This is a genomic window from Pseudescherichia sp. (assembly GCF_031987975.1).
Taxonomy (GTDB): domain Bacteria; phylum Pseudomonadota; class Gammaproteobacteria; order Enterobacterales; family Enterobacteriaceae; genus Pseudescherichia.
On record NZ_DALZYX010000004.1, the window covers coordinates 105,676 to 130,377 of the forward strand.

The window sequence follows — 24,702 nt, forward strand, 5'->3', positions numbered from 1 at the left end:
AAATTCGCCAGAGCAGGCGCTAAAAAAACAAAACCCCCGGACTTTCATCCAGGGGTATCAGCAGGTTGCTTCGCGGAAATTACGCTTCGATTGCCGCGCGCAGCTTTTTCATCGCGTTCTTTTCAAGCTGACGTACACGCTCGGCAGAGACGCCGTACTGGTCGGCCAGCTCCTGCAGCGTGGACTTGTTATCTTCGTCCAGCCAGCGGGCGCGAATGATCGCCTGGCTACGCTCGTCAAGACCCTGCATCGCATCGGTCAGGCGGTTTGCCGCCTGCTCTTCCCAGTTATCGTCTTCAATGCCGTCAGCAAAGTTAGACGATTTATCCTGCAGATAGAGCACCGGTGCCATCGGCTGGCTATCGGACTCATCGTCGGAGGACATATCGAAGGTCATGTCCTGCGCGGCCATACGGGACTCCATCTCGCGCACGTCTTTACTGGAGACGCCCAGCTCGCGTGCAACCATTTCGACTTCGTCCTGGTTGAACCAGCCCAGACGCTGCTTGGTTTTACGCAGGTTAAAGAACAGCTTACGCTGCGCTTTCGTGGTGGCAACCTTCACAATACGCCAGTTACGCAGCACGTATTCGTGAATTTCGGCTTTGATCCAGTGCACCGCGAACGAGACCAGACGCACGCCTACTTCCGGGTTGAAGCGACGCACGGCCTTCATCAGACCGATATTACCTTCCTGGATCAGGTCCGCCTGCGGCAGGCCATAGCCCGAGTAGTTACGAGCAATATGAACAACAAAGCGCAGGTGGGACAGGATCAGCGTTTTAGCTGCTTCCAGATCGCCCTGGTAATGCAGCTTTTCAGCCAGCGCCCGCTCTTCATCAGCCGTTAACATCGGCCAAGCGTTAGCGGCCCGGATGTAAGACTCCAGGTTACCAACAGGGGCTAAAGCTAAAGTTTGCATTTCTTTGGTCATTCAAATCCTCTCAATAAACTTCTTACTGGCGGCAGTTCGTCCCTGGATAAGGCAACAAACATGCCAGCGATTGTGAGCAACGAGAATATCATCCACATTTTTATCAGACAGTGATTTTATCCACAAGTTCAATGCCATCTTGTGAATAGATTACGCACAAATTGTGACACATCGTTGATAAAAACAGACGCAGGGGAGAAGAGATAACAGGGACTCTTTCCCTGCAAGACATCTGGTGCAGGAAAAGAGTATATCAAAAAATCGCTTAGTCAGGCGTAAAGTGACGTAAATGTTGCACCGTTGCCAGCCAGGCGGCTAGCCAGCCGATCATTGAGCAGACCAGCAGCAGCAGCAGGCACTCATCAAACGACAGGCCGTCGAGATTGAACTGGGTGCCAAATACCTTCGCCACGTCAGTCACGGCGGCGGAGAGCCGCATCACCAGCACCTCTGAGAGGATCAGCGACATCAGCGCCCCGCTAAAGCCCAGCAGCGCTCCGCCGTAAAGGAACGGGCGCAGTATGAAACCGTCAGTTGCGCCAATCAGCTTCTGCACATTAATGGTATCGCGGCGGGCAAAGATGCTCAGGCGCACACTGTTGCCGATCACCAGGAACACGGCGGCCACCATCAGAATGCCGATCATCGCTGATACCCGGCCCACCAGCCCGGTCAGTGCCGTCAGGCGAGCAAACCAGCTGTCGTCCATGCGCACTTCATCAATACCGTTAATCCGGGTAATACGATCCCGCAGGGTATTCAGCGACTCGGTGCTCTGAAAATCGAGCTTGGGCACCACCACCGCAACGGCAGGAAGCGGGTTCTCTTCCAGCATATCCAGCGCGCCGCCAAACCCGGACCAGTTACGGAACTCGCCGAGGGCGTCCTCGCGGGAGAGATAGTTGACCTTCTCAACCCCCTGCTCCGACTGCAGCTGGCCGACCACCTGCTGGGCGGCGTTATCATCCAGCGCCTTATCAAAGTAGACGGTGATCTGCGGCGACGGATAGTACTGGGTCGCCGCCTGATTGACGTTCTTATAGACCATATAGCAGACGCTGGGCAGCGTAAGGGAGATGGCAATCACCATCACCGTCAGGAAGGTCGCCAACGGCTTGCTTTTGAGATCCTGAATCGCACCGCTAAACGCATAGCGCATCTGCTCATTAAAGACGTTTGTTTTACGCGAGCCGGGCTTAGGCGGTGTCCTGCTGCGTCCTGACGGGGGGCGGTTGCCACCCGCACCTGCGCCAGGCTTGCGGAAACGGTCGAATCTGCCGCCAAACTGGCGAATTTGATTTACTGCGTCGCGTTTATTCACCCGTCAGGCCTCCATGCAAATGTCCGTCGCTCAGGCTCAGCGTACGATATGAACGACGGGAAATCAGTCCGATGTCATGCGTCGCCATCAGTACGGTGACCCCGACGCGGTTGAACTCCTCGAACAGGCGCAGAATGCCTTCCGAAAGCGCCTCATCAAGGTTACCGGTCGGTTCATCCGCCAGCAGCACCGCCGGCTTGTTAACCACGGCGCGGGCGATACCCACGCGCTGCTGCTCACCGCCGGAGAGTTGAATCGGAAAATTTTTCGCTTTGTCCAGCAGCCCGACCTTATCCAGCGCCGCAGAGACGCGGCGACGAATATCATCCCCGCTGGCCCCGGCAATAATCAGCGGGATAGCCACGTTGTCGTAAACCGTTCGGTCCATCAACAGATGGTGATCCTGGAAAATCATGCCGATCTGCCGACGCAAAAACGGCACTTCACGATTCTTCAGGCGGCTAATATCATGGCCGCCAAAGAAGATTTTCCCGGCGCTTGGCCGCTCAATACCACAGATCAGCTTGAGCAACGTACTTTTCCCTGCGCCAGAGTGGCCGGTCAGAAATGCCATCTCGCCCTGCTGCAGGTGGAACGTCACCCCCTGCAGCGCTTGTCTCCCACCGAGATAGGCCTTGCTGACGTGTTCAAAGCGAATCATTGTTAATCCTCTCGGGCAAAAAGTGCCTCTATAAAATCGCCCGCATTAAACGGACGCAAGTCCTCTATACGCTCGCCAGTCCCGATATACCGGATAGGGATCCCGAACTGGTCGGCGACGGAGAAGATCACCCCACCCTTCGCCGTACCATCCAGCTTGGTCAGAGTGATCCCCGTCAGGCCTACCGCCTCGTTAAACAGACGGGTCTGGCTTACTGCATTCTGCCCGGTGCTGGCGTCAATGGTCAGCATCACTTCATGCGGCGCGTCGACGTCCAGCTTTTTCATCACCCGGACAATCTTTTTCAGCTCTTCCATCAGGTGCGCTTTATTCTGCAAGCGCCCGGCGGTATCGGCGATCAGCACGTCGATGCCGCGCGACTTCGCCGCCTGGATGGCGTCAAAAATCACCGAGGCAGAGTCCGCGCCGGTGTGCTGGGCAATCACCGGAATGTTGTTGCGCTGGCCCCACACCTGCAGCTGCTCAACCGCTGCCGCACGGAAGGTATCACCCGCCGCCAGCATCACCGACTTACCCTGCTGTTCAAACTGACGGGCCAGCTTACCGATAGTCGTGGTTTTCCCCACGCCGTTAACGCCAACCATCAGAATAACAAACGGCGTTTTGCCTTCAATATTAAGCGGCGCGTCAACTTTTGCGAGGATATCACCCATCTCCGCCTTCAGCAGGCCGTAGAGAGCCTCGGCATCGTGCAGCTGTTTGCGGCTGGCGCTCTCGGTCAGCGTGGCGATAATTTTACGCGTCGTCTCGACGCCAACGTCCGCCACCAGCAGCTGCTCTTCCAGCTCTTCGAACAGATCATCATCGATTTTTTTGCCGCGGAAAAGACTGATAAATCCGGAACCGAGATTCTCTTTCGTTTTCAGCAGGCTGCGTTTCAGGCGCGCAAAGAAACCCTCTTTGGTGGGTTTTTCCTGCTCCAGAGGCGCGACCTCGACAGGCTCCTCCTCAAGGGCGATCTCCTCTTCCGCAGGGGTAGAGAGCGCAGCGGCCTCCAGCTCCTCGTCGGTGACCTCACGCTGATCTTCTTCCGTTAACCACTCTTCCGGTTCCGGCTCGACGAGAGCAACTTCTTCCGCCTGCGGCAGCTCTTCCTCGGCAATGTAGACCGGCGGTTGCGCGTGCAGAGGCGCTTCCTGCGGCAGCGCAGGCTCCTCCGGAACCTCTTCCGGCGCGGTCTCCTGAACCTCTTCCCTGGCAGCAACCTGCTCCGTCACCTCGACGACATCGGCGGCAAAGGCTTCTGACTCGGCTTCGCTATGCGGCGCATGCTCCGCTTTCGCTTCTGCTTCCGTTTGCGTTTCTTTTTCAGTGACAACCGCCGCCTGCTGCTGGATCTGCTCTTCCGGCTGCTGCTCAACCTGCTGCTCTGGCTCTGCCTGCTGCGGCTCCTCTTTTGGGCCTAAGCCCAGCCAGGAGAGGAAACCCCGTTTTTTCTCTTTTGCCATTTGCGACTACACTCCTCGCGGTTAATTCATGGCACAGCCCGTATTGTCCTAAAGATAGTCGCAAACAGGGGCTGAAAAATGTGTAAGTAATTCGTTAGTCTAACACTTTCCTGATTCCACAGCACCGCCTGCGGATTAAGGTTTCGTCCAGCGTCGCCCGCCGCTAAAATAGCGGCCTAAAAATCGTGACCAGAGCCAGCATTATGAAAAAACCCAACCGAGCCGCCAGCGGCCAGATACGTATCATTGGCGGCCAGTGGCGTGGCCGAAAACTTCCGGTGCCGGACAGCCCCGGCCTGCGGCCAACGACGGATCGCGTCAGAGAGACCCTGTTTAACTGGCTGGCCCCCTCAATGGTAGACGCCCACTGCCTCGACTGCTTCGCTGGCAGCGGCGCGTTGGGCCTGGAGGCGCTGTCGCGCTACGCCGCTTCCGCAACGCTAATAGAGATGGAGCGCGGCGTGGCCCGTCAGCTGCAGCAGAACCTGGCGACGCTGAATGCCACCCAGGGCAAGGTGGTTAACGACAACACTCTCGCGTTCCTTAACCAGAGTGGGACCCCGCATGATATCGTCTTTGTCGATCCGCCGTTTCGTAAAGGCTTGCTCGATGAGACGCTGCGGCTGCTGGAAAATAACGGCTGGCTGGCGGATGACGCGCTAATCTATGTAGAGAGCGAAGTAGAAAATGGGCTGCCACCGGTGCCGACGCACTGGGACCTGCACCGTGAAAAGATAGCCGGACAGGTCGCCTACCGCCTATACCATCGACACATACAAGGAGCGTAACATGCTGATTAATCTGGGCCGAGTTCTAATGCTGTGCGTCTGGGCGTTTCTGATCTTCAATCTGATCCACCCCTTCCCGCGTCCGCTGAATATCTTCGTCAACGTGGCGCTGGTCTTCACTGCCTTTATGCATGCCCTGCAGATGGTGATGATGAAAACCGCCCTGCCAAAGGATGGCCCGCAAATGACCGCCGCCGAGCAGTGGCGCATCTTTCTGTTTGGCGTCTTTGAGCTGCTGGTGTGGCAGAAAAGGCTTAAGCAGAATCTTCAGAAGAAGAAGTAATCTCGCGGGCCAGCATTGTCATCTGCCCGCAACGGCCACTACACTGAATAGCAAGGGTGTGGGCGTAAAGCCCACGAGACAGTAACAAATTCAAGGAATTAAGATGCTCTGGTCGTTTATCGCCGTCTGTTTTTCCGCCTGGCTTTACGTAGATGCCTCCTATCGCGGGCCAGCATGGCAACGCTGGGTCTTTAAACCCGTCACGCTGCTGCTGCTGTTGCTGCTGGCCTGGCAGGCACCGATGTTTAACGCCGTCAGCTATCTGGTACTGGCCGGTCTGTGCGCAACTCTGGTGGGCGATGCGCTGACCCTGCTGCCGCGTCAACAGATGCTCTACGCCATCGGGGCGTTCTTCCTTGCCCATCTGCTCTACACCATCTACTTCGCCAGCCAGATGACCCTCAGCTTCTTCTGGCCGCTGCCGCTGGTGCTGCTGGCGATTGGCGTTCTGCTAATTGCCACCGTCTGGACGCGCCTTGAGGAGCTGCGCTGGCCTATCTGCACCTTTATCGCCATGACGCTGGTGATGGTTTGGCTGGCAGGCGAGCTGTGGTTCTTCCGTCCCACCAGTCCGGCGCTGTCGGCGTTTGTCGGTGCAGCTCTGCTGCTGCTGAGTAACATCGTCTGGCTGGGCAGTCACTATCGCCGCCGCTTCAGGGCAGACAGCGCTATCTCCAGCGCCTGCTATTTTGCTGGTCACTTCCTGATTGTTCGCTCTCTCTATCTTTAACGCTTGACTCTGGAGTCGACTCCAGAGTGTATCCTCCGGTTAATGAGAAAATTATCATTGACCGGAGGACATCATGTCTGTTCCTGAAAAGCCCAAAAAAGCACCGCAGTTTACGGCGTTTAAGCTCACCCCTGCCCCGGTCAAAGAGGATTGCTGCTGCGAGGCAGAGTGCGAGACGCAGCGTGTCACCCCCCTTCCCGCTCATGGCGATCGTTACAGCTGGATCGTTAACGGCATGGACTGCGCCGCCTGCGCGCGCAAAGTAGAGAACGCGGTGAGACAGGTTGCCGGGGTTGAACAGGTTCAGGTGCTTTTCGCCACCGAGAAACTGCTGGTTAACGCCTCGGGCAACGTCAGCACGCAGGTAGAGGCCGCGGTCAAAAATGCCGGTTACTCCCTGCGCAGCGTGACGGCCCCGGCAGAGAAAACGTCCTTCCTGCAGGAAAACCTGCCGATCATCACGCTGATTATCATGATGGCGCTAAGCTGGGCGCTGGAGCAGGTCAACCATCCGCTCGGTAATCTGGCCTTTATCGCCACCACTCTTGTTGGCCTCTACCCTATCGCCCGCCAGGCGCTGCGCCTGATGCGAAGCGGCAGCTGGTTTGCCATTGAGACGTTGATGAGCGTGGCGGCCATCGGGGCGCTGTTTATCGGCGCAACGGCAGAGGCGGCGATGGTGCTGCTGCTATTTTTAGTCGGCGAGCGTCTTGAAGGCTGGGCCGCCAGCCGGGCGCGGAAGGGAGTCAGCGCGCTGGTGGCGCTTAAGCCAGAGACCGCTACTCTGGTCGTCAACGGCGAGCGTAAAACCGTGGCGATAGGCGCGCTGCGTCCCGGTGATGTGATTGAGGTCGCCGCCGGAGGCCGCCTGCCTGCCGATGGCGCACTGCTTAGCGCTGACGCCAGTTTTGATGAGAGCGCCATCACTGGCGAATCCATCCCCGTGGCGCGCGCCGCAGGGGAAAAAGTGCCTGCCGGCGCTACTAGCGTAGATCGCATGGTTCAGCTGAAGGTGCTGTCAGAGCCGGGCGATAGCGCCATCGACCGCATCCTCAGGCTGATCGAAGAGGCCGAGGAGCGCCGTGCTCCCGTCGAACGCTTTATCGATCGCTTCAGCCGGATCTATACCCCGATCGTTATGCTCATCGCCCTGCTGGTGGCGACTGTGCCACCGCTGCTCTTTAGCGCAGCGTGGGAAGGCTGGATCTACAAGGGGCTGACGCTGCTGCTCATCGGCTGCCCATGCGCGCTGGTGATCTCCACCCCAGCGGCGATCGCTTCCGGAATGGCGGCCGCGGCACGCCGGGGCGCACTGATTAAAGGCGGCGCAGCGCTGGAGCAGCTTGGGCGCGTACGGCATATCGCCTTCGATAAAACTGGCACCCTGACGCTGGGTAAACCGCAGGTTACAGGAATTTATCCTCATGCAACCACAGAGAACGAACTGCTGACGCTGGCCGCCGCGGTTGAGCAGGGTTCCACCCACCCGCTGGCGCAGGCCATTGTGCGGGAAGCCGAGTCTCGAGGGATGGTGATACCGGCCGCCACGGCGCAGCGCGCGCTGGTGGGGTCGGGTATTGAAGCCGACGTTGAGGGTAAAAAGATCGTGATTTGTGCAGCGGATAAGTTTCCTGACGCCGAATTTAGCGAGCGCATTCACAAGCTGGAAGCCGCCGGGCAGACGGTGATCGCCGTGGTTGAAGATGGCGCGTTAAAAGGCCTGTTGGCTCTGCGGGACACGCTGCGTGAGGACGCTAAAGAGGCCGTTGCCGCCCTGCATCGACTGGGCGTACAGGGGACGATCCTCACGGGTGATAATCCGCGTGCGGCAGCGGCGGTAGCCCGCGAGCTGGGGCTTGAGTTTAAAGCCGGGCTGCTGCCAGCAGATAAGGTGTCGGCGGTAACCGCATTGAATACGCACACCCCGCTGGCGATGGTTGGGGACGGCATTAACGATGCTCCGGCAATGAAGGCAGCGACCATCGGTATTGCGATGGGCAGCGGCACCGACGTGGCGCTGGAGACCGCCGATGCGGCATTGACTCACAGTAGGCTAAGCGGGCTGGCAGAGATGATTACCCTGGCACGGGCAACGCACGCCAACATTCGGCAGAACATTGCCATTGCGCTAGGGCTGAAGGCGGTGTTCCTGGTGACCACCCTGCTGGGGATCACCGGACTTTGGCTGGCGGTGCTCGCCGACACCGGCGCAACGGTGCTGGTGACGGCGAACGCATTACGGTTATTACGCAGGCGGTGAAAAACTACTGCATTCCTAATAGCCTCGGTAGCCAGAGCGAAATGGCCGGGATATAGGTCACCATGCCCAGCACCACCAGCAGCATTGCGTAAAACGGCAGCATTGCCTTCACTACCGTTTCGATCTTCTGCTTGCTCACCGCGCTGGCGACAAACAGCACCGAGCCTACCGGCGGCGTGATCAGCCCGATCCCGAGGTTGACCATCATGATCATACCGAAGTGCACCGGATCGATCCCTAATGAGTTGGTCACTGGCAACAGCACCGGGGTCAGGATCAGGATGATCGGAGCCATATCCATCAGGGTGCCGATCAGCAGCAGCATAATGTTGAGATACATCAGAATGACGTACTTGTTATCCGACAGCGAGGTAAAGAACTCGGTGATACGCATCGGCAGCTGCATGTAGGTCATCACCGCACCAAAGGCTGCAGCAAAGCCGATCAGGATCATCACGATGGTGACGGTCTTCACCGTGCGGCACATCAGCTTCGGCAGCTCGTTCCACTTGTAGTCGCGGTAGATAAACATCGTGACAAAGAACGCCCACAGGCAGGCGACCGCCGCTGACTCGGTGGCGGTAAAGATCCCCGACAGAATGCCGCCGAGAATGATCACCACCGTCATCAGTCCCCACATGGCATCAAGCAGGATTTTCAGCGCCTGTTTAAACGGGATCCGTTCGCCTTTCGGGTAGCCACGTTTGCGGGCAAACCCCAAACAGAGCACCATCAGGCTTACTCCGAGCAGTAACCCCGGCAGTACGCCAGCGATAAACAGCGTAGCGATGGAGACCGTACCCCCCGCCGCCAAAGAGTAGATCACCGAGTTATGGCTGGGTGGGATGAGAATGGCCTGCACCGAGCCGCTGGCGGTCACTGCCGCTGCGTACTCACGTGGGTAGCCCTTCTTCTCCATCTCCGGGATCATCACGCTGCCGATAGAGGCCGTGTCCGCTACCGACGAGCCGGAGATCGCGCCGAAAAAGGTTGAGGCGACGATATTCACCAGCGACAGGCCGCCGCGAATAAAGCCGACAAAAATATAGGCAAAGTTTACCAGCCGCCGCGCAATGCCGCCTTCCGCCATGATCGCCCCCGCCAGGATAAAGAACGGGATCGCCAGCAGGGTAAACTTGTTCACCCCGCTGGTGATCTGGATCATCAGCGCCTCAAGAGGCAGGTCGATCCACAGCGCACCGGCCACGGCGCTTAATCCGACGGCGAAGGCCACCGGCATCCCCAGCGCCAGCAAAATGGCGAGGGTGAATAACAAAACAAACGCATCCATCTTTCACCCCTTAACCATGGTTGCCGATCAGTACGACCGGACGGTTTTCCTGCGAACCAAACAGCAGGCGTTCAAGCACAAACAGGATCAGGATCGCCGACCCGAGCGGCAGCGGCAGGTAGCTCTCCCCTGAAGTCAAAATGGGAAACTCGGCGACGGGCTGCTCCCACAGCTCAACGCACAGCAGGTAGCTGTACCAGAAAATCAGCAGCGAGATCCCCAGCATCAGCAGATCCACCAGCCTGGCGCACAGGGCTTTGAGCGAATCGGGCAGCCGATCGGTAAGCATGTTGACCGCGATATGTGACCCGGCGCGGTAGCTCACCGCGGCCCCGATAAAGGTAAAGGTCACCATGCAGATAATGGCGATTGGCTCCGGCCAGGACTCGCCGCGGTTGAGCACGTAGCGCGAGAAGATGCCAATCGGGATCACGATAGTCATCACCAGCAGCGACAGGCCCGCCACGGCCATGGCGAGCAGGTACAGACGGTCCATCCACTTCAGGTAGAGTTGGGACATACGTCCTCCACAACAGGTCAGGTTTACTGGACGTCAGCGATGGCTTTCATCAGATCCTGATGCTTATCACCATACTGGGCGCGCACCGGCTCTGTCGCTTTGATAAAGACCGTTTTGTCGATGTCATGGAACTGAACCCCGCCCGCCTTCATCTTGTCGAGCGCCTGCTGGTTATAGGCCTGCCACAGCTTACGCTGTTCAAATTGCGCTTCGCGAGCCAGGGTCAGGATCTTCTTCTGCTCGTCAGCACTGAGCTTGTCCCATTTCACTTTGGAGTAGAGCAGCATTTCCGGAGTGATAAAGTGGCCACTGAGGGTGTAGTTTTTTGCCACCGGCATGTAGTTATGCGCCACGAAGGTCGGCGGGTTATTCTCTGCGCCGTCGATGACGCCGGTTTGCATTCCGCTGTAAACCTCGCTAACGCCCATCGCTACCGAGTTAGCGCCCATATCTTTCAGCGTGGCTAACGCTACCGGGCTACCCTGCACGCGGATCTTCTTGCCTTTCAAATCTTCCGGTTTAACGATGGGATCTTTGGTGATCAGGTTGCGGGTACCGGAATCCATCCAGCCGAGGAATACCAGCCGGGATTTCGGGTTGGCAGTAAGTTTATCGCCAATGCTTTTACCGATATCGCCATCGATAATCTTATGCATGTGGTCTTCATCGCGGAAGACGTAGGGCAGCGTAAAGACTTCGATGTCCGGCAGGATCGCCGCGACGGGTGCCATGGAGACGCGGATCATGTCGATGGCCCCCATCTGCGCCTGCTCAATCATCTGCTTTTCATCCCCGAGCACGCCGCCGGGGAAGACTTTAATCTCCAGCTTGCCATCGGTTTGCTGTTTTAGCTTTTCGCCCATCTGCTCCACGGCCACCACGTTGGGATAGCCCTGGGGATGAACGTCGGCAGCTTTAATGGTTTGCGCAGCAACTGAGGAGGCAAAAGCAGTGAGGCACAGAGCGGCTAACAACGGCTTGAGGGTCGTTTTCATTGAGTCAACTCCAGGGTAGTGAGGTAAGCGCCAGAACAGCGTTTTATTTTTACGCTTAAAAACTACACTACGCCTGGAAAAACCAAGGTGAAGCGCCTCACAAAAGTAACAAGATTGTGAAACGATGGTTCAATTATGTGACAACGGTAGTTCGAATAGCCTATAACGCAGCGCTTTATTGCCCTTTGCGCAGCAGGTAGCGATAAGGTAACGCCTCAATTTGTTGGGCCACCAGCTCGTGCTCCATAAAGCGGCAAAAACCGGGAATGTCGCGCGTAGTAGCGGGATCGTCGGCAATAATCAGCAACGTTTCTCCGATTTGCATGGTGCGTACAGTTTTGCGCACCATCATCACGGGTTCCGGGCAGCGCAGCCCTTGCGCATCAAGGGTATGGTCGGGGCTGGAGAAAAGGTCGGTCATTTTCATCTCACACAGTCAAAAACCGCTGTAGTTTACGCCGCGATTACCACAAAGCAAACCAGGTTAACGATTGCGTGACTATTAACCATTGCAAAGCGTAGTGAAAGCAGTATGATGCGGCGGATTTTATTGGGTTCCCTCACCCCAACTCATAAAAAGGTCACAATATGACGCAGTTTTCTCAAACTCAGCGCACAAAAGCGCTGTTCTGGCTATCGCTTTTTCACCTGCTGGTGATCACCTCCAGCAACTATTTGGTGCAGCTGCCGATCTCGGTGTTTGGTTTCCATACCACCTGGGGCGCGTTTAGCTTTCCGTTTATTTTCCTCGCCACCGACCTGACCGTGCGTATTTTTGGCGCACCGCTCGCCCGGCGGATTATTTTTGCAGTGATGATCCCGGCGCTGATTATCTCTTATATTGTCTCGTCGCTGTTTTATATGGGCAGCTGGCAGGGCTTTGGCGCACTGGCGCATTTTAACCTGTTTGTCGCCCGCATCGCCGCTGCGAGCTTTATGGCCTACACGCTGGGGCAGATCCTTGACGTGCGCGTCTTCAACCGTCTGCGCCAGAATCGCCGCTGGTGGCTCGCACCAACCGTCTCCACTATATTCGGTAACGCCAGTGATACCGTTGCCTTCTTCTTTATCGCCTTCTGGCGTAGCCCGGATGCGTTTATGGCTCAACACTGGACCGAAATCGCGCTGGTAGACTATAGCTTCAAGGTGCTTATCAGCATCCTGTTCTTCCTGCCGATGTATGGCGTATTGCTCAATATGTGCCTGAAAAGGCTGGCGGATAAATCTGAAATTTCCGCGTTGCCGGCCAGTTAAAGGTACGCTTCTTAACTTGTGATAAGATGGGCCTATGAGCCGTTTTGGCCGTTTATCGAAAGGAAGAAGTCAATGCGCAATCTGGTTAAGTACGTCGGGATTGGCCTGCTGGTGTTAGGGCTGGCGGCCTGTGATAACAACGACACGAAAACGCCTGCTCAGGGTGCTGCACCGGAGAGCAACGCGACCGGCCAGCCGGTGACCCTGCTGGACGGCAAGGTGACCTTCTCCCTGCCTGCTGACATGAGCGATCAGAGCGGCAAGCTGGGTACCCAGGCAAACAATATGCACGTTTACTCTGACGCCACCGGCCAGAAAGCGGTGATTGTCATTGTCGGAGATAACACCAATGAAGAGCTGCCGGTGCTGGCAAAACGACTGGAAGATCAGCAGCGCAGCCGCGATCCGCAGCTGCAGGTTGTGACTAATAAATCCATCGAGGTCAAAGGCCACACGCTGCAGCAGCTGGACAGCATCATCTCCGCGAAAGGCCAGACCGCATGGTCCTCCGTGGTGCTGGGCAAGGTTGATAATAAGCTGCTGACCATTCAGGTTACGCTGCCAGCGGAAAACCAGCAGCAGGCGCAGAGCGCGGCAGAGAATATTATCAACACCATCGTGATTAACTGATCGTCACATCTTATACCTCTGAAACGGTCTCCAGCGGAGGCCGTTTTTTTAACTTCAGCGTCAGAAGTAATGCCACCGCCACCAGCCCCGCCGCCGCGATATAGATTGACGAGACGCCCATCCATGCCATCAGCAGCCCGGCCGCCGGTCCGGTTACGCCGAGAGCCAGATCCATAAACACCGTATAGGTCGCCAGCGCCGCGCCCTGGTTCTGCTGCGGCACCGCTTTAACCGCCACGACACCGAGCGCCGGGAAGACCAGCGAGAAGCCTGCCCCTGCCAGCAGTACGCCCACCTTCGCCATCCACGGCGCAGAGGCGAGGCCGGTAAGCATCAATCCCAGCGTCTCGACCGCAAAGCAGATCAGCGCCACGTTCAGGCCGCCTAACCGGCTGATGCCGTTAGGGAAGAAGAGTCGCGTGCCGATAAAGGCGCAGCTAAAGAGGGTCAGAGCAAAGGCCGCGCCGTCCCAGCCTTTGGCATCATAGAAAAGCGTAATAAAGGTGGCGATGACGCCAAACCCGGCGGAGCCGAGCGCCAGTGCCATCCCGTAGAGCCAGATGCGCCCCAGCACGTCGCGAAACGGCAGCGGCTTGCCTTTGCTCACCTTCACCGCCGGACGAGTCAGGGCAAAGAGAAACGCCACCAGCGCCACGGCCATCACGGTGAGCGCCAGGCCGGTCAGGCCAACATAGTGAAAGCAGAGCACGCCCAGCGGTGCACCGAGCGCCATTGCCCCATAGGAGGCAATACCGTTCCAGGAGATCACCTTGCCGATATGCAATGACCCTACCGTACCTACTCCCCACAGCGTCGAGCCGGTGCCGGCGAAGCTCTGACCAATGCCGAGGATCGCCCTTCCTATGCAGAGCAGGACCAGGCTGACGATGGGCAGACCGCTGCCAAGGCTGGCCAGTAGATAGCCCACACCGCTGAGAAAACAGCCACACAGGCCAAAGAGCACGATCTTTTTCGGTCCCAACGCGTCGGCATAGCGCCCGGCATGGGGGCGGCTCAGGAGGGTGGCGAAATATTGCAGGCTGATCACCAGCCCCGCCCAGAAAGCGCTAAAGCCCATAACGTCGTGGACATAGCCTGGCAGCACAGCCAGCGGCAGACCTATCGTCAAGTAGCTTGCGAAGTTAAAGATCACTACGGAGACAATGCGCAGATTGAGGCGCACTCCGCTTAGCGCCGGGTCGGCGACGGGTTCAGGCATTAAGCTCACCAGTTTTACAGCGGTTCGTTACAGGAGTGTTTCACTATTAACACGACGAGGCGTGAAAATCAGCATTAACAATAAGATTATCGGCCTTAAGCGAAGCCCGAACAAGGCACTACACTTAACGTGCACAGCGATAAAAGGAATTCAACATGCTCAACGTATTGCCTGAAAAATCCGGTGATAAAGCAGGACTGCACATCCTTGTCAAAATGGCCGCGCTGGTCATTATTTTGGCGGGCATCCATGCGGCGGCGGATATTATCGTCCAGCTTCTGCTGGCGCTCTTCTTTGCCATCGTACTCAATCCTCTGGTCACCTGGTTTTTACGTCGCGGTATTAAGCGCCCTATCGCTATTACGATTGTCGTGGTGGTGATGCTTGTCGTACTTACCGCACTGTTTGGCGTCCTCGCCGCCTCAACAAACGAATTTGTCACTCTCTTACCAAAATATAATCGCGAGCTGACGCGTAAAATCGTCGCCCTGCAGGAGGCGCTGCCCTTCTTGAATTTGCATTTCTCGCCGGAGCGTATGCTGCAACGCATGGACTCCGACAAGATGATGACCTTCGCTACCACCCTGATGGCTCAGCTCTCCAACGCGATGGCCAGTATCGTTCTGCTGGTGATGACGGTAGTGTTTATGCTGTTTGAGGTTCGCCATGTACCTTACAAACTGCGCTTTGCGTTAAATAATCCGCAGATCCACATCGCGGGTCTGCATCGGGCGTTGAAAGGGGTGTCGCACTATCTGGCGCTTAAGACGCTTATCAGCCTGTGGACCGGGGTGATTATCTGGCTGGGGCTGATGCTGCTGGACGTGCAGTTCGCCCTGATGTGGGGTGTGCTGGCGTTTCTGCTGAACTACGTGCCCAATATCGGCTCCGTGCTCTCGGCGATACCGCCGATGATCCAGGCGCTGCTGTTCAACGGCTTCTATGAGTTTGTCATGGTCGGCGCGCTCTTCCTGGTGGTGCATATGGTGCTGGGCAATATTCTCGAGCCGCGCATGATGGGCCATCGGCTGGGGATGTCAACGCTGGTGGTGTTCCTCTCACTGCTGGTGTGGGGATGGCTGCTGGGACCGGTGGGCATGCTGCTCTCGGTACCGCTCACCAGCGTGTGCAAAATCTGGATGGAGACCACCAAAGGCGGCAGCAAGCTGGCCATCCTGCTTGGTCCAGGACGGCCAAAAAGTCGATTGCCGGGGTAGTGCGTGAACGCCAGCAGCTGCCTGCTCCCGGTTAGCTTATCTCAGGTTTTCCGGGAAGTTCTCTGGCAGCTCGCTGGCCGCACAGGCGATGACGCTATCGTTATTTGCGCCGCAGTCGCGCACAAAAGCCAGTCCTCAGTCAGCTACAACCTGGCACTTTTGCAGGAGCGTTTGGGCGTGGCCCTGCTGGTACCCGAAGGACGCAGAGCCGTACTTACCCCTGCCGGAGAGCTGCTGTTACAACAGGTTAAGCCTCTGCTGAAGGCTTTTTCCTATGTCGAAACGCGTGCGTCTACAATGCGTAACGGTATGCGCACCCGCCTTGATTTAGTGGTCGACAGTATCTTTCCGCGCAGCCATCTGTTCGCTATTTTGCGCCAGTTTCAGCTATGTTATCCCCAAACCCAGGTCCACCTGACCGAAGCCCAGGAAAACGTTGCCCTACCTGCGCACACTGAAGCTGACGTTATGATCCTGCCACGCCGTCAGGATATGACCGGACGCGGGGAGTGGCTGATGAACGTTGATTTCATCGCCGTGGCCCATCGCGATCATCCGCTCTTTACGCTGAGTACGATGAATCATGAGACCCTCTCTGCCTGGCCGCTGATCCGTATCGCCGGGAGTGACAGTGCCCAGCAGTCCACCAGCGAAGCCTGGACCTTTTCTACCATTGATGCCGCTATTGAAGCGGTGATGTACCAGGTAGGATATGGCTGGCTACCGGAAGAGCGGATCCGCGAGCAGCTGGAGGCTGGCATCTTAAAAATGCTGCCCCTTAGCCACGGCGTGCGCCGGGCCACACCGCTGCACCTGATTGTAAAGAAAGACTTAATGCCCCTGGATGAGCAGGTTAAGACGCTACTGAAACTCCTGACCTCCGCAAAGTAGCGTCTATGCTTAACGTTCGATAATGACATCTACGGGAGCAAGCGATGAAAATTGATTTGACGGGAAAAGTTGCGCTGGTGACGGCCTCTACCGGCGGGATTGGTTTGGCGATTGCGCGCGGGCTGGCGGAGAGCGGTGCGGAAGTGATCCTCAACGGCCGCAGCCAGGAGAGCGTGAACCAGGGCATTCAGCAGCTGCAGCAGGCAGTGCCGGGGGTTGAGGTACGCGCCACCATCGCCGATCTCAGCACTGTCGAGGGCGTTGAATCGGTACTGAAAACCGCATCGTCCGTAGATATTCTGGTCAACAATGCGGGTATCTATGGCCCGTCCGATTTTAACGCCACCGACGATGCCACATGGGATAAATACTGGCAGACCAACGTCATGTCCGGCGTTCGCCTGGCCCGCGCCCTGCTGCCGGGTATGGTGAAGAAGGGTTGGGGCCGGGTGGTGTTTATCTCTTCTGAATCGGCCCTCAACATTCCAGCGGACATGATCCACTACGGCGTGACCAAAACGGCGCAGCTCTCACTGGCCCGCGGGCTGGCAAAATACGTCGCGGGCAGCGGCGTGACGGTCAACAGCGTTCTGCCAGGTCCGACCCTCTCTGACGGCTTTGCCGCCATGATGCAGAGCGAGATAGACAAAACCGGCAAGTCGCTGGAGACGGTGGCCACCGAGTTTGTAAAAGCCAACCGCCCTACCTCGGTGATCCAGCGTGCCGCCACGGTGGATGAGGTCGCCAATATGGTGGTCTACGTCTGCTCAACCCAGGCCTCAGCCACCTCCGGCGCAGCCCTGCGCGTTGACGGTGGTGTGGTGGACGATATTGTATAAGCGCAGCGTGGAGAAAAGTTATGTTTAAGCGAACCACATGCTGTGTGCTGGCCGCCCTGCTCCTCAGCGGTGCGGCAACGGCAGCAGAGTACGGTGAACACCTGGAAGGTTTTAGCTACCCGTGGGAGCTGAAAAAGTTTGCGTTTCAGTCGCAAAAGCAGCCGCTCAGCATGGGCTATATGGATCTTCAGGCGGATAAGCCCAACGGCCATACGGTGGTGCTGCTGCACGGCAAAAACTTCTGTGCCGCCACCTGGGAAGAGACGATCCGCGTTCTGCACGATGCCGGCTACCGCGTCATCGCCCCGGATCAGATTGGCTTCTGCACCTCTACCAAGCCTGCCAGCTATCAGTACAGCTTCCAGCAGCTGGCGCACAATACCCATCAGCTACTGGCTTCGCTGGGGATTGAAAAAGCGATCATCGTGGGGCACTCCACCGGCGGAATGCTGGCCACGCGCTATGCCCTGATGTACCCGCAGCAGACTGAGAAGCTGGTGATGGTCAACCCCATCGGCCTTGAGGACTGGAAAGCCAAAGGCGTGCCTTACCGCAGCGTTGACGAGTGGTATCAGCGCGAGCTGAAAACCAGCGCCCAGAGCATTAAAGCCTATGAGCAGAAGACCTACTACATGGGCAACTGGAAGCCGGAGTATGACAAGTGGGTGGATATGCTGGCCGGGCTGAGCAGCGGGCCGGGTAAAGAGCGCGTAGCGTGGAACTCTGCGCTCATTTACGACATGATCGCCACCCAGCCGGTAGTCTATGAATTCAAAGACCTACGTGTGCCGACGACGCTGTTTATCGGTACCGGCGATACTACGGCGCCAGGCAGCGATACCGCGCCGCCGGAGGTGAAAAAAGCCGTGGGTAACTATCAGGTGCTGGGTAAAGAGGCGGCGAAGCAGATCCCGAATGCGACCCTGGTAGAGTTTGACGGCATGGGCCACGCTCCGCAGATGGAAGATCCGGCACGCTTCCATGAGGCGTTGCTTAAGAATTTACAGTCGTAACCTGGAGCAGGTGAGTTTAAGGGAGCAAATATGTTTTTTATCTGGACGCTGATACCGGCTCTGTACGTGATTGCGCGCTTTATTCTGCCGCTATCGCTGCCGATGTGGGTACGCGCAGGATTGGCGCTGGTGCTGCTGGTGGCAGGCGAATTTCACCTGCTGGGCAAGCTGTTCTTCGGCAGTATGTTTTCTCCTGAGTGGCCCGAGCCGGTGATGATCGCCCAGGGCTGGCTGTTTGGCGCTATCGTGATGTTTGCCGGGCTGCTGCTGGTGCGCGACATTCTCGGCTTGCTGCTAAAGTGGCTGCTGCGCACGCGCCTGCCGCAAACTGCATCCGGCGTGTTGCTGATGGTGGTAGCCCTGGTGCTGTCGGGCATTGGCGTAAAGCAGGCGATTGAGATCCCGGCGGTGCGCACCGTCGAGGTGGACTTCCCTAACCTGCCGCCCGCCTTTGAAGGCTTTAAGATTGTCCAGCTGACGGATATCCATGCCAGCAGACTCCTGTCAAAAACCTGGGTTGAGCAGGTGGTGGAGAAAGCCAACCGGCTCAATCCTGACCTGATCGTGCTGACCGGAGATATGTCTGATGGCACGGTGGATCGCCGCTTCAGGGACGTCGAGCCACTCTCCCGCCTACAGGCTAAAAGCGGTCTCTATGCCATCACCGGCAACCATGAATACTACTTTGACTATGCCCAGTGGATGAAGATTTATCAGCAGCTGAAGATCCCTTTTCTGCAAAATAGCCACGTGCGCATTACGCGCGGCGGTGAATCGATTGTGCTGGCGGGCGTTAACGACGAGGCGGCCCAGCGCGTGGAGGAGACCGGCCCGGATCTTGAGCAGGCTCTGGCGGGTGTTCGCCCCGATGACAGCATCATCCTGCTCGATCACCGTCCCGGTTCGGCCCGCGACAACGCAAAGCACAACGTGAAGTTACAGCTATCCGGACACACCCACGGGGGGATGATCCGCGGGCTGGATCTGCTGGTCGGCCCGGCAAACAACGGTTTTGTCTCCGGACGCTACCAGGTCGGCAATATGACCCTCTACGTCAGCAACGGCACGGGCCTGTGGAACGGCTTCCCGCTGCGGCTGGGTCACCCGTCCGAGATCACCCAGCTGATCCTGCACCGCAGCGCTGCCCGGTAGCTGTTATAAAATTGTAACAATCTTTACTTAGTCTAACGGCGTCACTTTACTCTCTGGTTAACCAAAGGACGCCGTCGTGAGCAGACCGTTAAAATCCCTATTCAAAAAAGAACATAGCGAAGAGATCAGTAACCGCAGCGCCAACCCGGTATTTTCCGACGTGGCTAACATCTTTCTCTCCCGTCGTCGCCTGTTGCAGATGGGTGTCGTGGCGGGCGCGGCGGTCTCTTTCCCGCTGCTGGTGAAACCGGAAGCAGCCTTTGCGGCGGTTGCTCGCCCTTCCGCGCTGGCTAAGGCAGTCTCGCTGGGGTTCACCAGCATCCCGGTCTCCTCTGAAGATACGGTGATTGTGCCGGAGGGCTATATCGCGCGGCCGTTCTATCGCTGGGGCGAGCCGGTGGGTCTGAAGGAAGCGATGCCCGCTTTCAAAACCGACGGCAGCAATACCACCGACGAGCAGGCGGCCCAGGCGGGCATGCACCATGACGGCATGGCATGGTTTAGCCTGCCGCAGGGCGAAAACAGCCCCGAGCATGGCCTGCTGGCGATGAACCATGAGTACATTGATAATGGGATGCTGTTCAAGGATGGCGACGCCAACTGGAACCTCGACAAAGCCCGCAAGGGACAGAACGCAATGGGCATCTCGGTTATCGAGGTGCAGAAGCGCGGCGGGGACTGGCAGGTGGTGCGCCCCTCCTCCTTTGCCCGTCGTATCACCGTTAACACCCCGATGCAGCTCACCGGCCCGGCCCGCCATCAGCCGCTGATGCAGACCGCCGCCGATCCGCAGGGCGAGCAGGTGCTGGGCACCATGCAGAACTGCGCCAACGGCCAGACGCCGTGGGGAACCTACCTCACCTGCGAAGAGAACTGGTCCGATATTTTTGTGAAGAAGGCGGATCGCAACGCGCTGGAGAAGCGCTACGGCATCGGCGACAGCGACGACTCCTACCGCTGGAACGAGGTCGACGAGCGCTTTAGCGTGGATAAAACCCCGAACGAACCGAACCGCTTTGGTTGGGTCGTAGAGATTGACCCTTACGATGCCAACTCTACGCCGCGCAAGCACACCGCGCTGGGCCGCTTCAAGCACGAAGGCGCGATGGTCACCCTTGCCGCAGACAACCGTATAGTAGTCTACATGGGCGATGACCAGAAGTTTGAGTACATCTATAAGTTTGTCTCGGACAAGAAGTACGATCCGGCCAACCGCACCGCCAATATGGATCTGCTCACCTCCGGCACGCTCTACGTAGCGAAATTCAACGAGGACGGCAGCGGCAGCTGGCTCCCGCTGGTCTTTGGCGAAAACGGACTCGATCAGAGCCACGGCTTCGAAAATCAGGGCGATCTGCTGATCAAAACTCGACTGGCCGCTGACGTAGTGGGCGCAACCAAAATGGACCGTCCGGAGTGGATCACCGTCGATCCGCACACCGCCGGCAGCGTCTACTGTACCCTGACCAACAACAGCGATCGCGGCAAAGAGGGCAAGACGCCGGTCGATGCCGCCAACCCGCGCGCCAACAACCAGTTTGGTCACATCATGCACTGGCTGGAAGAGAACAACGATCCGGCCTCGGGACGCTTCCAGTGGGATATTCTGGTGATGGCGGGCCGCACCGACGGCGACGATGTGCAGGCGAAAGGCTCCATGCAGGGCGCCGCGTTTGGTAGCCCGGACGGTCTCTCCTTCGACCATCGCGGCGTGCTGTGGATCCAGACCGACGTCTCCTCCAGCACCATCAACCAGAAAGCGTATGCCGATATGGGTAACAACCAGATGGTGGCCACCATTCCGGGCACCAATGAGTATCGCCGCTTCCTCACCGGGCCACGCGGCTGTGAGATCACTGGCATCGCCTTTACCCCGGATAACCGGACGCTGTTTATTAATATTCAGCACCCTGGCGAGGTGGGCGACGGCATCACCGATCCGGCCAATCCGCGTGCGGTGTCAAACTGGCCGGATGCCGACCCGAACGGCCGCCCGCGCTCATCGACGGTGGTGATTGTGAAGGCCGACGGCGGGCTGATAGGGAGCTAGAAAAGCAAAAAGCCGACGGCATCGCTACCGTCGGCTTTTTTCACGTCTGCTGCAATCAGGCGTTGTGCAGCTGCTGCCCGCAGGCGATCACGCTTGCCAGCAGAACTTTCACGTCCTCCAGGCAAACGACCGGGTTGAGCAGGGTCAGCTTCAGGCAGGTCACGCCGTCCGCTTCCGTTACGCCAACGTTCGCCGCCCCGGAGGCCAGCAACGCATCACCGATACGCTGGTTCAGCAGTGCAACGCCGGCGGTATCGCCGTTTTCCGGGCGGAAACGGAACAGCACGCTGGCCAACTGCGGCTGCATCACCAGCTCCAGCTGCGGCTGCTCGGCAACAAACTGTGCTACCTGCTGCGCCAGGGTTACGCCGTTATCAATGATCTCGGCGTACTGCTTTTTACCCAGCGCTTCCAGGCCCATCCACAGCTTCAAGGCATCGAAACGGCGGGTGGTTTGCAGCGACTTCGATACCAGGTTCGGTACGCCCTGCTCTTCGTCGAAGTCAGAGTTCAGGTACGCCGCCTGGTAACGCATCAGCTGATAGTGACGCGCATCCTTCAGCAGGAACGCGCCACAGCTGATGGTCTGGAAGTACTGCTTGTGGAAGTCCAGCGTGACGGAGTCCGCAAGCTCCAGGCCGTTGAGGAAGTGGCGATACTTCTCGGAAAGCAGCAGCGCACCGCCCCAGGCCGCATCCACGTGCACCCAGATCTGCTCTTCAGCCGCCAGCGCGGCGATGTCAGCTAATGGATCGATCGCGCCCGCATCGGTGGTGCCAGCGGTGGCGACAATCGCCATTACCTGCTCACCGTTGGCTTTCGCCTGCGCCAGCTTCTCTTTGAGATCGTTAAGATCCATACGCGAGAATTGATCGGTTTTCACCAGCGTCACGGCCTGGTAGCCCAGCCCCATCAGCGCCATGTTCTTCTGCACGGAGAAGTGTGCATTTTCAGAACATAACACTTTAATTTTGCTGAGATTCCCGGTCAGGCCATGCAGCTGAACCGAGTGACCCTGGCGAGCAAAAAAGGCATCGCGCGCCAGCATCAGGCCCATCAGGTTGCTCTGCGTACCGCCGCTGGTGAAGACCCCGGCGTCGCCCGCCTGGTAGCCTACCTGCTCGCGCAGCCACTCAATCAGCTTGACCTCGATGATGGTCGCTGACGGGCTTTGATCCCAGGAGTCCATGCTCTGGTTGGTGGCGTTAATCAGTACTTCCGCCGCCTGGCTAATCACCAGGCTCGGGCAGTGCAGATGCGCCACACACTGCGGATGGTGCACAGAGAGGCTGTCCTTGAGGAAATACTCCACCGCGCGCTCAATGGCGGCCTGGTTACCCAGGCCCTGAGCAGTAAACTCTAAATTGATGCGCTCACGGAGTTCCGCAACGGTTTTGCCCTGGTACATCTCAGGTTGCTTAAGCCACTGCACAACGGCTTGCGTGCTCTGCTCAATCGCTTCCTGATAGGCGGCAATGCTCTGCGCGGAACCAGAGAGAATCGGATTTAGATCAGACATGTGCTCATTCACTCCGATTAAACAGGCTTCACGCCAGCGCTCAGCAGCGCATTTTCAAATTTATCGAGGAAGATCCCCAGCTCGTTTTTGTCGATCAGCAGGGACGGCAGCAGACGCAGTACGCAACCGCCACGGCCGCCGCGCTCGAGGATCAGACCCGCTTCGAAGCATTTTTTCTGCAGCAGCGCAGAGAGATCGCCGTCCGCCGGGTAGCAGCCCATGTGATCCTTCGCTTCTTGCGGTTTAACGATCTCAATCCCGATCATTAAGCCCAGACCGCGTACGTGGCCGATAACCGGGTAACGCTTCTGCATCTCAGCCAGCTGGCCTTTCAGCCATTCGCCTTTTTCAGCAACCTGATCGGCAATACCTTCTTCTTTCAGGATCTTAAGCGTGGTGAGGCCGGTCGCCATCGCCAGCTGGTTGCCACGGAAGGTACCGGTATGATGACCCGGTGCCCAGGCATCGAACTGCTTTTTAATACCCAGCACGGCTAACGGTAAACCGCCGCCTACCGCTTTCGACATGACGATAATGTCCGGCTCGATACCGGCGTGTTCGAAGGCGAAGAATTTACCGGTACGGGCAAAGCCCGCCTGAACTTCGTCAAGGATCAGCAGGATACCGTGTTCCTGAGTCACTTTACGGATGCGCTGCAGCCACTCGGCCGGAGCCGGGTTCACGCCGCCTTCGCCCTGTACGGCTTCAAGGATCACGGCAGCAGGCTTGCGCACGCCGCTCTCAACGTCGTTGATCAGATTTTCAAAGTAGTAGGTCAGCGCTTTTACACCGGCTTCGCCGCCGATGCCCAGCGGGCAACGGTACTGGTGCGGGTAAGGCATAAACTGCACTTCCGGCATCATGCCGTTAACCGCTTCTTTCGGCGACAGGTTACCGGTTACGGCGAGCGCGCCATGCGTCATGCCGTGATAACCGCCGGAGAAGCTGATTACGCCGGAACGCCCGGTTACTTTTTTCGCCAGCTTCAGTGCCGCTTCAACGGCGTCTGCGCCGGAAGGACCGGTGAACTGCAGGCAGTACTCTTTGCCTTGACCCGGCAGCAGCGAGAGCAGATAAGCGGAGAACTCATCTTTTAACGGCGTGGTCAGGTCAAGCGTATGTAACGGTAAGCCACTGGTAAGGACGCTTTGGATGCTTTGGATCACATCAGGATGATTATGGCCCAGCGCCAGCGTTCCGGCGCCTGCAAGACAGTCAAGATATTGTTTATTATCTGCATCGGTGATCCAGACGCCCTGCGCTTTGGTAATCGCTAACGGCAACTTACGTGGATAACTTCTGACGTTGGATTCAAACTCGGCCTGTCTGGCCAGAAAGGTCTCATTGCTCTGCGGTAAGGAATCAGCACTCAAAGAATCAATACGGACTTTATCCGTCATCATATCTCTCCTACAACCTGGCGTCGTTAAAACACCGATTGAATAAGGGTTTAAGGGGGGTAAAAAATCGCGGCTAATATATGTGTTTTCAGCAGCGGACTCAATCTTTTATTTTTTGTGGGCTTTTATGTAAATATTCTTAAAAATCAATGACAAGAAATGTTTTACCATCGGCTTAACATAAACGTTGAAGAAAATATCGATTCAATGGGTTAAATCACTTACTATGCCCGCCGTTAAAATCTCAAACCGATAAGGAAGACCTT

At 57.5% G+C, this 24,702-nt stretch carries 23 protein-coding genes and 1 pseudogene; 12 read left to right on the plus strand and 12 right to left on the minus strand.

Annotated features, from left to right (window positions below; translation table 11 throughout):
* Window positions 1-79 precede the first annotated feature (79 nt).
* From rpoH to ftsY, 4 genes are all read right to left on the minus strand, one after another.
* Window positions 80-934 (minus strand): RNA polymerase sigma factor RpoH, encoded by an 855-nt coding sequence (rpoH, locus tag RTN40_RS08305; protein ID WP_103820369.1) that lies wholly within the window; start codon window positions 932-934, stop codon window positions 80-82.
* Window positions 935-1,199: 265 nt separating this feature from the next.
* Window positions 1,200-2,255 carry a permease-like cell division protein FtsX gene (ftsX, locus tag RTN40_RS08310; protein ID WP_312228052.1) on the minus strand — a complete coding sequence of 352 codons (1,056 nt, stop codon included), beginning with the start codon at window positions 2,253-2,255 and terminating at the stop codon, window positions 1,200-1,202.
* Complete coding sequence (gene ftsE, locus RTN40_RS08315) at window positions 2,248-2,916, minus strand: cell division ATP-binding protein FtsE (protein WP_312211840.1); 669 nt, start codon at window positions 2,914-2,916, stop codon at window positions 2,248-2,250. The genes ftsX and ftsE overlap by 8 nt, the downstream gene beginning before the upstream one ends.
* Before the next feature lie 2 nt (window positions 2,917-2,918).
* Complete coding sequence (gene ftsY / locus RTN40_RS08320; RefSeq protein ID WP_312228053.1) at window positions 2,919-4,385, minus strand: signal recognition particle-docking protein FtsY; 1,467 nt, start codon at window positions 4,383-4,385, stop codon at window positions 2,919-2,921.
* Window positions 4,386-4,588: 203 nt separating this feature from the next.
* Here ftsY and rsmD point away from each other — a divergent pair, with 203 nt between their 5' ends.
* From rsmD to zntA, 4 genes are all read left to right on the plus strand, one after another.
* Window positions 4,589-5,173: a 16S rRNA (guanine(966)-N(2))-methyltransferase gene (rsmD, locus tag RTN40_RS08325; RefSeq protein WP_312228054.1), complete on the plus strand. Its 585-nt coding sequence runs from the start codon at window positions 4,589-4,591 to the stop codon at window positions 5,171-5,173.
* 1 nt (window position 5,174) lies between these two features.
* On the plus strand, window positions 5,175-5,456 hold the full coding sequence (locus RTN40_RS08330) for a DUF1145 family protein (protein ID WP_312228055.1): 282 nt from the start codon (window positions 5,175-5,177) through the stop codon (window positions 5,454-5,456).
* Between the two features lie 103 nt (window positions 5,457-5,559).
* Window positions 5,560-6,186 carry a lysoplasmalogenase gene (locus tag RTN40_RS08335; protein ID WP_312228056.1) on the plus strand — a complete coding sequence of 209 codons (627 nt, stop codon included), beginning with the start codon at window positions 5,560-5,562 and terminating at the stop codon, window positions 6,184-6,186.
* A gap of 73 nt (window positions 6,187-6,259) precedes the next feature.
* Window positions 6,260-8,446 carry a Zn(II)/Cd(II)/Pb(II) translocating P-type ATPase ZntA gene (zntA, locus tag RTN40_RS08340; protein WP_312228057.1) on the plus strand — a complete coding sequence of 729 codons (2,187 nt, stop codon included), beginning with the start codon at window positions 6,260-6,262 and terminating at the stop codon, window positions 8,444-8,446.
* 4 nt (window positions 8,447-8,450) lie between these two features.
* Here zntA and RTN40_RS08345 read toward each other — a convergent pair whose 3' ends face one another.
* From RTN40_RS08345 to tusA, 4 genes are all read right to left on the minus strand, one after another.
* Window positions 8,451-9,737 carry a TRAP transporter large permease gene (locus RTN40_RS08345; protein WP_312228058.1) on the minus strand — a complete coding sequence of 429 codons (1,287 nt, stop codon included), beginning with the start codon at window positions 9,735-9,737 and terminating at the stop codon, window positions 8,451-8,453.
* 10 nt (window positions 9,738-9,747) lie between these two features.
* Window positions 9,748-10,257 carry a TRAP transporter small permease gene (locus RTN40_RS08350; RefSeq protein ID WP_312211834.1) on the minus strand — a complete coding sequence of 170 codons (510 nt, stop codon included), beginning with the start codon at window positions 10,255-10,257 and terminating at the stop codon, window positions 9,748-9,750.
* Window positions 10,258-10,280: 23 nt separating this feature from the next.
* Window positions 10,281-11,252 (minus strand): TRAP transporter substrate-binding protein, encoded by a 972-nt coding sequence (locus RTN40_RS08355; RefSeq protein ID WP_312228059.1) that lies wholly within the window; start codon window positions 11,250-11,252, stop codon window positions 10,281-10,283.
* 175 nt (window positions 11,253-11,427) lie between these two features.
* The gene (tusA, locus tag RTN40_RS08360; protein ID WP_312228263.1) at window positions 11,428-11,673 is read right to left on the minus strand and encodes a sulfurtransferase TusA; all 246 of its coding nucleotides are present in this window, start codon (window positions 11,671-11,673) and stop codon (window positions 11,428-11,430) included.
* A gap of 167 nt (window positions 11,674-11,840) precedes the next feature.
* Here tusA and RTN40_RS08365 point away from each other — a divergent pair, with 167 nt between their 5' ends.
* Window positions 11,841-12,506 carry a 7-cyano-7-deazaguanine/7-aminomethyl-7-deazaguanine transporter gene (locus RTN40_RS08365; RefSeq protein WP_312228060.1) on the plus strand — a complete coding sequence of 222 codons (666 nt, stop codon included), beginning with the start codon at window positions 11,841-11,843 and terminating at the stop codon, window positions 12,504-12,506.
* A gap of 72 nt (window positions 12,507-12,578) precedes the next feature.
* A complete protein-coding gene (locus RTN40_RS08370) occupies window positions 12,579-13,136 on the plus strand; it encodes a DcrB family lipoprotein (RefSeq protein ID WP_312228061.1) in 558 nt (185 codons plus the stop codon).
* A 10-nt stretch (window positions 13,137-13,146) separates the two neighbouring features.
* Here the strand turns inward: RTN40_RS08370 and RTN40_RS08375 are convergent, their stop codons facing one another.
* Window positions 13,147-14,355: an MFS transporter gene (locus RTN40_RS08375; protein WP_312228062.1), complete on the minus strand. Its 1,209-nt coding sequence runs from the start codon at window positions 14,353-14,355 to the stop codon at window positions 13,147-13,149.
* A 155-nt stretch (window positions 14,356-14,510) separates the two neighbouring features.
* On the opposite strand from RTN40_RS08375, the gene RTN40_RS08380 reads away from it, so the two are divergent.
* On the plus strand, window positions 14,511-15,572 hold the full coding sequence (locus RTN40_RS08380; RefSeq protein WP_312228063.1) for an AI-2E family transporter: 1,062 nt from the start codon (window positions 14,511-14,513) through the stop codon (window positions 15,570-15,572).
* Window positions 15,573-15,608: 36 nt separating this feature from the next.
* Here RTN40_RS08380 and RTN40_RS08385 read toward each other — a convergent pair.
* Window positions 15,609-15,704, minus strand: a pseudogene (locus RTN40_RS08385) (phenolic acid decarboxylase); the annotation flags it as partial.
* Between RTN40_RS08385 and RTN40_RS08390 the strand changes: the two are divergent.
* The 5 genes from RTN40_RS08390 to RTN40_RS08410 all read left to right on the plus strand — a co-directional run bounded on the left by RTN40_RS08390 (window position 15,669) and on the right by RTN40_RS08410 (window position 21,517).
* On the plus strand, window positions 15,669-16,463 hold the full coding sequence (locus RTN40_RS08390) for a LysR family transcriptional regulator (protein ID WP_312228265.1): 795 nt from the start codon (window positions 15,669-15,671) through the stop codon (window positions 16,461-16,463). The pseudogene RTN40_RS08385 and the gene RTN40_RS08390 overlap by 36 nt on opposite strands.
* Before the next feature lie 44 nt (window positions 16,464-16,507).
* Entirely contained in the window at window positions 16,508-17,302 is a 795-nt protein-coding gene (locus RTN40_RS08395) for an SDR family oxidoreductase (RefSeq protein WP_312228064.1), read from the plus strand.
* 20 nt (window positions 17,303-17,322) lie between these two features.
* A complete protein-coding gene (locus RTN40_RS08400) occupies window positions 17,323-18,315 on the plus strand; it encodes an alpha/beta hydrolase (RefSeq protein WP_312228065.1) in 993 nt (330 codons plus the stop codon).
* A 30-nt stretch (window positions 18,316-18,345) separates the two neighbouring features.
* The gene (locus tag RTN40_RS08405; RefSeq protein ID WP_312228066.1) at window positions 18,346-19,467 is read left to right on the plus strand and encodes a metallophosphoesterase; all 1,122 of its coding nucleotides are present in this window, start codon (window positions 18,346-18,348) and stop codon (window positions 19,465-19,467) included.
* Between the two features lie 76 nt (window positions 19,468-19,543).
* Window positions 19,544-21,517, plus strand: coding sequence for a PhoX family phosphatase (locus RTN40_RS08410; RefSeq protein WP_312228067.1), 1,974 nt, complete (start codon window positions 19,544-19,546; stop codon window positions 21,515-21,517).
* A gap of 55 nt (window positions 21,518-21,572) precedes the next feature.
* Here the strand turns inward: RTN40_RS08410 and RTN40_RS08415 are convergent, their stop codons facing one another.
* Entirely contained in the window at window positions 21,573-23,036 is a 1,464-nt protein-coding gene (locus tag RTN40_RS08415; protein WP_312228068.1) for an aspartate aminotransferase family protein, read from the minus strand.
* 17 nt (window positions 23,037-23,053) lie between these two features.
* A complete protein-coding gene (locus RTN40_RS08420; protein ID WP_312228069.1) occupies window positions 23,054-24,439 on the minus strand; it encodes a diaminobutyrate--2-oxoglutarate transaminase in 1,386 nt (461 codons plus the stop codon).
* Window positions 24,440-24,702 lie beyond the last annotated feature (263 nt).